This is a genomic window from Flavonifractor plautii ATCC 29863 (assembly GCF_000239295.1).
In the GTDB taxonomy this organism is placed as follows: Bacteria; Bacillota; Clostridia; order Oscillospirales; family Oscillospiraceae; genus Flavonifractor; species Flavonifractor plautii.
This window is the reverse complement of record NZ_JH417622.1, coordinates 1-775: the sequence shown is the minus strand read 5'-3', so window position 1 is coordinate 775 and position 775 is coordinate 1. Positions and strand designations below refer to the sequence as shown.

Sequence of the window (775 nt, the reverse complement as noted above, 5' to 3'; positions counted from 1 at the left end):
AAAAGACGGACGCATACCGATACGTCCGTCTTTCCCCCGAGCGTGCGAATAAAAAGCGGACGCAAAATATGCGTCCGCTTTTGTTCCCATTTCGGGCAGAAGAGGGCACTCATCCCGTGCCCATCTTTCTATTTGGCATTTTTCTCAGAGCAGCCCCAAGGAATTGGGGGTAAGCTCCTAGTAGGTCTTCTGACTGATGTGTCCCGACGGGCCTAAAGCCCGCCTACGCATATCCGCCGCCTTCCCAGCTAAGCCATTACGACCGCCAGTGACCTGCTTTCGCAGAAAACAGATATACTCCACAATCACAGCTATTGAATTGCACGTCCCCGTAGCTTTCGCCACGGCTCCTGCTGCAAAACATGTCCAGGAATTTCACCTGATTCCCTTGTTCAGAAACAAGGATGCGTGTCCGCTCCCTGACGGGAGTCGGGTCGCGCATTTGCCACAAAAGCCGGATTCATATTAAATTTTACGGGAAGGTGCATGCCGCTCTGCCCATGCAGGACTCAGGAACCATTCCCTTCAAAGAACTATCTTTTGTAAAACTTGTACTTTACAAATGGCTTTCTTTTGAGTTCATTATACAACTTTTTTCTTGAAATGCAAGGGGCAAACACAAAAATTTTCCAAACGCTATTTAACTTATCTCGACCAAGGAGGCAAAAATAAATTCGGCCTGTGGCCGTCATGGAGTTGGCTCCTTTTCGTGGACTTACTTACAAATAGAGATGGCGCCTGTTTGTAGGTTTGTCAAACATATTGGACGGTGAAC

1 riboswitch is annotated in these 775 nt (G+C 48.0%).

Features of this window, described 5'->3' with window-relative positions:
• Positions 1 to 162: 162 nt before the first annotated feature.
• Positions 163 to 419: riboswitch (cobalamin riboswitch) on the bottom strand.
• Between the last annotated feature and the right edge of the window lie 356 nt (positions 420 to 775).